General features: G+C 76.8%; 6 protein-coding genes. All 6 read left to right on the top strand.

Annotation, left to right across the window (positions count from 1 at the left end; translation table 11 throughout):
- On the top strand, window positions 1–853 hold an 853-nt coding region (locus PYV61_RS16405; RefSeq protein ID WP_275833534.1), incomplete at its 5' end, for a GMC family oxidoreductase N-terminal domain-containing protein.
- A gap of 48 nt (window positions 854–901) precedes the next feature.
- Entirely contained in the window at window positions 902–1,564 is a 663-nt protein-coding gene (locus PYV61_RS16400; RefSeq protein WP_275833532.1) for a GMC family oxidoreductase, read from the top strand.
- Window positions 1,565–1,619: 55 nt separating this feature from the next.
- Complete coding sequence (locus PYV61_RS16395) at window positions 1,620–4,220, top strand: ATP-binding protein (protein ID WP_275833530.1); 2,601 nt, start codon at window positions 1,620–1,622, stop codon at window positions 4,218–4,220.
- Window positions 4,221–4,303: 83 nt separating this feature from the next.
- Window positions 4,304–4,804, top strand: a complete 501-nt coding sequence (locus tag PYV61_RS16390; protein WP_275833528.1) for a (2Fe-2S)-binding protein — start codon at window positions 4,304–4,306, stop codon at window positions 4,802–4,804.
- Window positions 4,805–4,814: 10 nt separating this feature from the next.
- Window positions 4,815–7,082, top strand: coding sequence for a molybdopterin cofactor-binding domain-containing protein (locus tag PYV61_RS16385; protein ID WP_275833526.1), 2,268 nt, complete (start codon window positions 4,815–4,817; stop codon window positions 7,080–7,082).
- A 15-nt stretch (window positions 7,083–7,097) separates the two neighbouring features.
- Window positions 7,098–8,201, top strand: a complete 1,104-nt coding sequence (locus tag PYV61_RS16380; RefSeq protein WP_275833524.1) for an XdhC/CoxI family protein — start codon at window positions 7,098–7,100, stop codon at window positions 8,199–8,201.
- Window positions 8,202–8,209 lie beyond the last annotated feature (8 nt).

Genomic DNA, 8,209 nt, shown 5'->3' with positions numbered 1-8,209 from the left:
GCGCGCCCCGCGTCCGCCCGGCGTGATCGAGGGCGCGACGCTGGCGCCCGGCGCGGTGCTGCGGGCGGGCGTCTGCGTCGTCGGCACGGGCGCCGGCGGCGCGGTGGCGGCGGCGCGGCTCGCCGAAGCCGGGCACGACGTCGTGCTGCTCGAGGAGGGGGCGTGGTGGTCGCCCGACGCGCTGACCGAGGTCGAGGCGGAGATGAGCCCGCGCCTCTACGCCGACGCGGCCACGCGCGCCACCGCCGACCTGTCGATCGCGATCCTGCAGGGGCGCGCGGTGGGCGGGAGCACGGCGGTGAACTGGCTCATCATGCTCCCCACCCCCGACTGGGTGCTCGACGAGTGGGCGCGCGAGCACGGCGCGGAGGGGATGTCGCCGCGCGAGATGGCGCCGGTGTTCGCGCGGGTGGAGGCGGAGACGCACACGCGCGAGGTCCCCGACGACGCGCACTCGCCGGCGAACCGCGCGCTGCTCGACGGCGCGCGCGCGCTGGGGTGGAGCGCGCGGGCGGCGCGCGTCAACGCGCACGGCTGCGTGCGCGCGGGGACGTGCGGGCTCGGGTGCCGCTACGACGCGCGCCGCGGCCCGCAGGTCGTCCACCTGCCGCGGGCGCTGACGCGCGGCGCGCGCCTCGTCACCGACGTGCGGGCGGAACGCGTGGAGATCGTCGAGCGCGGGGGCGACGCGCCGCTCAAGCGCGTGCGCGCGACGGTGCTCGACCGCGCGACCGGCGCGCCGCGCCACGCGGTCACCGTGGAGGCGCCGGTCGTGGTGCTGGCCGGCGGCGCGGTGGGGACGCCGGCGATCCTGCTGCGCTCGGGGCTCGGCGGCGCGCAGGTGGGGCGCTGACTGCGCCTGCACCCGACGACGGCGCTGCTCGGCGCCTACGACCGCGAGGTGTACGGCGCGGCGGGACTGCCGCTGTCGGCGGTCTGCGACGAGTTCCAGCGCGGCGACGACGGCTACGGCTTCTGGATCGAGTGCCCGCCGCTCTACCCGGCCCTCGCGTCGGTGGCGCTGCCGGGGTTCGGGGCGGCGCACCGCGCGCGGATGCGCGACTTCCCGCGGATGGGGGCGATGATCCTGCTCGTGCGCGACGGCGCGGACCGCGCCGCGTCGAACGGGCGCGTGCGCGTGGACCGGCGCGGGCGGCCGGTCGTCGACTACCGGCTGGGCGAGGCCGACGCGCGGACCATGCGGCGCGGGCTCGCGGCGACGGCGCGCCTGCACCTGGCCGCCGGCGCGCGCGAGGTGCTGGCGCAGCACACCTCGGCGCCCCGCGCGCGCGACGAGCACGAGGCGCGCGCGTTCGGCGGGCTGTCGTGCGGGCCGAACGAGCTGACCGTGCTCTCGGCCCACGTGAACGGCACCTGCCGGCTGGGCGGCGACCCGCGGACGAGCGTCTGCACCCCCGACGGCGCGGTGCGCGGCGCCCCGGGCGTGTACGTGGCGGACGGCAGCCTCCTCCCGACGGCGCTCGGGGTGAACCCGCAGGAGACGATCATGGCGGTGGCCACGGTGGTGGCGGAGCGGATCGCCGCGCGGCACCGGCCGGGGTGAGGTGCGGCGCGCGCCGCGCGCGGTATCTTTCGCCTCCCCGCCCGCCCCCCTCCGCATGGCCCAGCCCCTCCCGCCCGAGCCCGCGCCCGCGGCGCCGGTGCTCGACCTCGTCCCGCCCGAACCCCCGGCGCCCCACGCGCCCCCGGGGGACGCGGAGCCGACCGCGGTGGTGCGGGCGGTGCTCGACGGGCTCCCCGACATGGCGCACGTCTTCGACGCCGAGTGGCGGTGGGTCTACCTGAACCCGTCGGCGCAGGCGTGGGTGCGCCACCTGCGCCGCGCCCCCGACACGCTGGTGGGGCGCTGCCTGTGGGACGAGTTCCCCGCGCTGCTGGCGCGCGCCGAGTACCGCGCCGCGCGCGAGGCGGCGCGCGTCGGGCGCCCGCACGCCTTCGAGCTGTCGTTCGACGGGCCGGGGGGCGGGCGCCACTTCGAGACGCGCGTCCTCCCGATCCCGGGCGGGATCGTCAGCCTGACGCGCGACGTCACCGAGGCGCGGCGCCGCACCTCCGAGCTGCAGCGGTGGGCCGACCTGGTCGCGCACACCGCGCACGGCCTGAGCGTGACCGACGCGCGCACCGACACCTTCCTCACGGTGAACCCGGCGCTGGCGCGCATGCTCGGCTACGGGCCCGACGAGATGCACGGGATGAAGGTGTCGCACATCTACGCGGCCGAGACGCGCGACGCGCTGGCGACGCACATCCGCGCGTCGCACGCGCACGGCTCGCACACCTTCGACACCGTGTGCCGCCGCAAGGACGGCTCGACGCTCCCGGTGCGCGTGGAGCTGACGACGCTGCGGCACCCCGACGGGACGCCGCGGCACCGCATCGCGAACGTGCAGGACATCCGCGAGCTGACGCGGCTGGAGCTGCGCCAGCGGTTCCTGGCCGAGGCGGGGCAGCGGCTCAGCACCTCGCTCGACGTCGAGACGACGATCCGCGAGCTGGTGCGGCTGGCGGTGCCGCGGCTGGCCGACTGGGCGGCGTTCACGGTGCAGGACCCCGGGGCGTCGACGCTGCGCACGCTCGAGATCCGGCACCGCGACCCGGAGCGGCTGCGCTTCGCGTACGAGCTGGACCGCCGCTACCCCGGGCACGTGGACGACGGCGGCGGGGTGGGGGCGGCGCTGCGCACGGGCGAGCCGCTGCTGGTCGCCGACGTGACCGAGGCGGCTCTGGGGGCGTGGGCGCACGGCGCCGAGCACCTGCTGCTGCTGCGCGGGCTCGGGATGCGGTCACTGATGTTCGTCCCGCTGGTGACGCGCGGACGCACGCTCGGCGTGCTCACCTTCGCGCGCGCCGAATCGCCGGAGGGCTTCACCGAGGACGACCTCGCGTTCGCGCTGCAGCTGGCGCAGCGCGCGGCGCTGGCGGTCGACAACGCGCGGCTGTACGCCGACGAGCAGCGCGCGCGCCAGCTCGCCGAGCGGCTGCAGCGGGTGACCGCGGCGCTCGCCGAGGCGGCGACGGTCGACGACGTCTCGCGCGTCGTGCTCGGGCACGGCCTGTCGGCGCTCGGCGCGTCGGCGGGGGTGCTGGCCGGGACGACGCCCGACGGCGCGGCGCTGGAGCTGATCGAGACGGCGGGCTACGACGCGGCGCGGGTGGCGCCGTTCCGGCGCTTCCCGGTCGTCGCGCCGGTGCCGCTGGCCGACGCGGTGCGCGAGCGCGCCCCGGTGTGGCTCGCGGGCCCCGACGAGGCGGCCGCGCGCTACGCCGACCTGCCGGGGAACGACCCCGCGCACCGCGCCTGGGCGGCGATCCCGCTGCTGCTCGACGGCCGCGTGACGGGCGGGCTGGGGCTCAGCTTCCCCGCCCCGCGCGCGTTCGAGCCCGACGAGCGGGCGTTCGCGGTCGCACTGGCGCAGCAGGGGGCGCAGGCGCTGGAGCGCGCGCGGCTGCACGAGGCCGAGCGCGCGGCGCGCGCCGAGGTGGAGACGGCGAACCGCGCCAAGGCCGACTTCCTCGCCACCATGTCGCACGAGCTGCGGACGCCGATCAACGCGGCGATGGGCTACGCCGACCTGATGCTGCTCGGCATCCACGGCGGCGTGTCGGACGCGCAGCGCGAGGCGCTGGAGCGCATCCAGCGCAGCCAGCGGCGGCTGCTGTCGCTGGTCAACGACGTGCTGTCGTTCGCGCGCCTGGACGCCGGGCAGACGCGGCTCGACCTCGCCGACGTGCCGGTGGACGAGCTGGTGCTCGAGGTCGGGGTGATGATGGAACCGCAGCTGCAGGCGAAGGGGCTGGCCTACGCGGTCGAGGGGGGCGACGGCCCGCTGGCGGTGCACGCCGACCGCGACCGGGTGACGCAGATCCTCCTCAACCTGCTGGCGAACGCGGTCAAGTTCACCCGGACGGGCGGCGCGGTCACGCTGGCGTGCGCGCCCCGCGGCGACCGGGTCGCGCTGACGGTGCGCGACACCGGGATCGGCATCCCCGCCGAGAAGCACGAGCGGATCTTCGAGCCGTTCGTGCAGGTGGAGGCGGGGCTGACCCGCACGCACGACGGGACCGGGCTGGGGCTGGCCATCAGCCGCTCGCTGGCCCGCGCGATGGGGGGCGAGCTGACGGTGGCCAGCGTCGAGGGGGCGGGCGCGGCGTTCGAGCTCACGCTGCCGCGCGTCGTCCCCGCGGTGACGGCGTCCTGACACCCGGGGCGCTGGACGGTCCCCGCGCGCCCCGGCACATTCCGGGGGCCGGTCCCCCGCTCCGCTTCCCCCGAGGTTCCCCCATGAAGGTCTCGTTCAAGGTCAACGGGCAGTCGCGCTCCGTCGACGTCCCCGCCGACATGCCCCTGCTCTGGGTCCTGCGCGACGAGCTGGATCTCAAGGGCACCAAGTTCGGCTGCGGGGCCGCCCAGTGCGGCGCCTGCACGGTGCACCTCGGCGGGACGCCGACGCGCTCCTGCGTCCTCCCCGCCTCGGCCGTGCAGGGGATGAACGTGACGACGGTCGAGGGGCTGTCGGCCGACGGGACGCACGCGGTGCAGCGGGCGTGGGAGGAGCTGGACGTGCCGCAGTGCGGCTACTGCCAGGCGGGGCAGATCATGTCGGCGGCCGGGCTGCTGGCGCGCAACCCGAAGCCCACCGACGCCGACATCGACCAGGCGATGAGCGGGAACCTGTGCCGCTGCGCGACCTACCTGCGCATCAAGCAGGCGGTGCACCGCGCCGCCGAGCTGCAAGCCGAGTCGCGCGCCGGGCGCACGCGCGCCGCCTCCCCCGACCGCTGAGGAGCGAGCCATGACCACGACGCGCGAGTCCCGGCCGGCGAACGGCGCGGGCGTCAGCCGCCGCGACTTCCTGAAGGTCACCGCGCTCGCCGGGGGCGGGCTGCTGCTCGGCACCTGGGTCGCGCCGTCGGAGGCGGCCGCCGAGGCGGCGGCCGCGGCCCCGGCGCTCGCCGACTTCGCGCCCAACGCCTGGATCCGCATCGCCCCCGACGGCGCGGTGACGATCATCGCGCAGAACCCGGAGGTCGGGCAGGGGGTGAAGACCATGCTCCCGATGCTGATCGCCGAGGAGCTGGACGTCGACTGGCGGAGCGTGACCGTCGAGCAGGCGGCGCTCGACACGACCAAGTACCAGGCGCAGTTCGCCGGCGGGAGCACCGCGACGCCGACGCACTGGCTGCCGATGCGCCGCGTCGGCGCCGCCGCGCGCGCCATGCTGGTGACCGCGGCGGCGCAGACGTGGGGCGTCCCCGAGTCGGAGTGCGAGACGTCGGCGGGCGTGGTGCACCACCGCGCGAGCGGCCGCCAGCTGACCTACGGCGCGCTGGTCGAGAAGGCCGCGGCGGTCCCCGCGCCGGCGCTCGACAAGGTCGCGCTCAAGGACCCCAAGAGCTTCCGCCTCGTCGGCACGCGGGTGCGCGGCGTCGACAACCGGAAGATCGTGACCGGCAAGCCGCTGTACGGCATCGACGTGACGGTGCCGGGGATGAAGTACGCGGTGTTCGAGAAGTGCGGCGTCTTCGGCGGCAAGGTCGCCAGCGCGAACGTCGACGCGATCAGGAGGCTGCCGGGCGTGCGCGACGCGTTCGTCGTGTCGCAGGGGTCGAGCATCGGCGGCGGGATCGACGGCTGGTCGCTGGAGGGCGTGGCGATCGTCGCCGACAGCTGGTGGGCGGCCAAGAAGGCGCGCCAGTCGCTGAAGGTCACGTGGAGCGAGCCGGCGTCGGCGTCGCAGAGCAGCGCCGGCTTCGCGAAGCGCGCCGTCGAGCTGTCGCAGGAGGCGCCGCACCGCACGCTGCGCAAGGACGGCGACGTGGCGGCGGCGCTCGGCGCGGCGGCCAGGACGGTGAAGGCGGCGTACTCGTATCCCTTCATCGCCCACGCCCCGCTGGAGCCGCAGAACTGCACGGCGGTCGTGAAGGACGGGAAGGCCGAGCTGTGGGCGCCGTCGCAGGCGCCGCAGCAGGGGCGCGGACTGGTCGCCAAGGCGCTCGGCGTCGCCGAGACCGACGTCACGGTGCACATCACGCGCGGCGGCGGCGGCTTCGGGCGCCGGCTGCACAGCGACTTCATGGTGGAGGCGGCCGCGATCGCGAAGCAGGCGGGCGTCCCGGTGAAGCTGCTGTGGACGCGCGAGGACGACATGCGCCACGACTTCCTGCGCCCGGCCGGCTTCCACTTCTTCGAGGGGGGCGTCGACGCGGCGGGGACGCTCACGGCGTGGCGCGACCACTTCGTCTCGTTCGGCGAGGGGGAGCGCTTCAACGCCAGCGCCGGCCGCTCGGGGAACGAGTTCCCCGCCCGCTGGGTGCCGAACTACGCCTGCGACGCGTCGGTGATGCCGCTGGGCGTCGCCACCGGGCCGCTGCGCGCGCCGGGGAGCAACGGGATCGCGTTCGCGACGCAGTGCTTCCTCGACGAGCTGGCGCACGCCGCCGGGAAGGACCCGCTGCAGTTCCGGCTCGACCTGCTGGCCGCCGACGCGATCCCGGTGCCGCCGCCGGCCAACCCGAACGGCCCGCGCCCGATCTCGTTCGACGCCGCGCGCATGCGCGGGGTGCTCGAGGCGGTCGCCGAGAAGTCCGGCTGGGGGAAGACGACGCTCCCCAAGGGGACCGGGATGGGCGTCGCGTTCTACTTCAGCCACCGCGGCTACTTCGCCGAGGTGGTGCGCGCCCGTGTGTCGCGCGCCGGGCAGCTGACGGTCGAGAAGGTGTGGGCCGCCGGCGACGTGGGCTCGGAAATCATCAACCCGAGCGGCGCCGAGACGCAGGTGCAGGGCGCGGTGCTCGACGGGCTGGCGCAGGCGCTCGGGCAGGAGATCACGATCGAGCGCGGGCGGGTGAAGCAGTCGAACTTCCACGACTTCCCGCTGCTCCGCATGCGGCAGGCGCCGCCGGTCGAGGTGCACTGGGTCAAGACCGACAACGCGCCGACGGGGCTCGGAGAGCCGGCGCTGCCGCCGGTGCTCCCGGCGCTCGCGGGTGCGATCTTCCAGGCGACCGGGAAGCGGGTACGCTCGCTCCCGCTGTCGAAGCACGACCTGAAGTGGGCGTGAGGCGGCGGGGCTGAGGTGAGCACCCTTCCGCAGATCGTCGACGCCCTCGCGCGCGCCGCCGCGGCGCGCGAGGCGGTGGTGCTGGCGACCGTCGTGCGCGTCGTCGGCTCCAGCTACGGCGGCGTCGGCGCGCGCATGCTCGCGCGCGTCGACGGCACGACCGTCGGGCTGGTGAGCGGCGGCTGCCTGGAGTCCGACCTCGCCGAGCACGCGCGCCGCGTCCACGCCGCCGGGCGCGCCGAGGTCGTGGCGTACGACACCCGCGCCGACGACGACGCGGTGTGGGGGCTGGGCCTCGGCTGCAACGGGCTGGTCGAGGTGCTGCTCCAGCCGCTCGACGCCGACGTGGCCGCGCGCGTCGCCGCGCGCCTCGGCCGCTCGCTCGCCGGCGACGCGCCGGCGGTCTTGGCGACCGTCGCGGGGTCGCGCGACGCCGCGATGCGGGTGGGGACGCAGGCGCTGCTCGGCGAGGGCGATGCGGCGTGGGCGCTCGCCGCCGACGCGCACCGCGCCGCCGCGCTGGCGAACGGCCGCCGCGGGCTGGTGGCGGAGGTCGGCGACGTCGACGTCGCGTTCGAGGTGGTGGTGCCGGCGACGCGGCTGCTCGTGTGCGGCAGCGGGCCGGACGCGGTGCCGGTGGTGCGCCTCGCCGTCAACCTGGGGTGGGACGTCACGGTGGCGGACCACCGCCCGCTCGCGCACGCGCGCCCCGAGCGCTTCGCCGGGGCGCGCGTGGTCTCGTGCGCCGACGCGTCGCGGATCGCGGAGGCGGTCGACGTGCGGGCGAGCACGGCCGCGGTCGTGATGTCGCACCACTTCGCGCGCGACACCGAGTACGTCGGCGCGCTGCTGGCCGCCGGCGCGCGCTACGTCGGCGTGCTGGGCCCGCGCTCGCGCACCGACCGCATGCTCGCCGAGCTGGCGACGCGCGGCGCGCCGCTCGACGGCGCCGACGAGCGGCTGTTCGGCCCGATCGGGCTCGACGTCGGCGGCGACGGCCCCGAGGCGATCGCGCTGGCGATCGTCGCCGAGGCGTCGGCGGTCGCGAGCGGGCGCGCGGGCGGGTCGCTGCGCGACCGCCGGGCGCCGCTGCACGCGCCGGCGCCGCTCCCGGCCTGACGTGGCGG

Origin of the sequence: Roseisolibacter sp. H3M3-2 (genome assembly GCF_029211165.1) — a bacterium.
Classification (GTDB): domain Bacteria; phylum Gemmatimonadota; class Gemmatimonadetes; order Gemmatimonadales; family Gemmatimonadaceae; genus Roseisolibacter.
This window is presented reverse-complemented; position numbering and strand designations above follow the sequence as displayed.

Coding starts and splice junctions, on each gene's coding strand:
- PYV61_RS16395 (WP_275833530.1), top strand. CDS start 1,620: ATGGCCCAGCCCCTCCCGCCCGAGCCCGCGCCCGCGGCGCCGGTGCTC.
- PYV61_RS16390 (WP_275833528.1), top strand. CDS start 4,304: ATGAAGGTCTCGTTCAAGGTCAACGGGCAGTCGCGCTCCGTCGACGTC.
- PYV61_RS16385 (WP_275833526.1), top strand. CDS start 4,815: ATGACCACGACGCGCGAGTCCCGGCCGGCGAACGGCGCGGGCGTCAGC.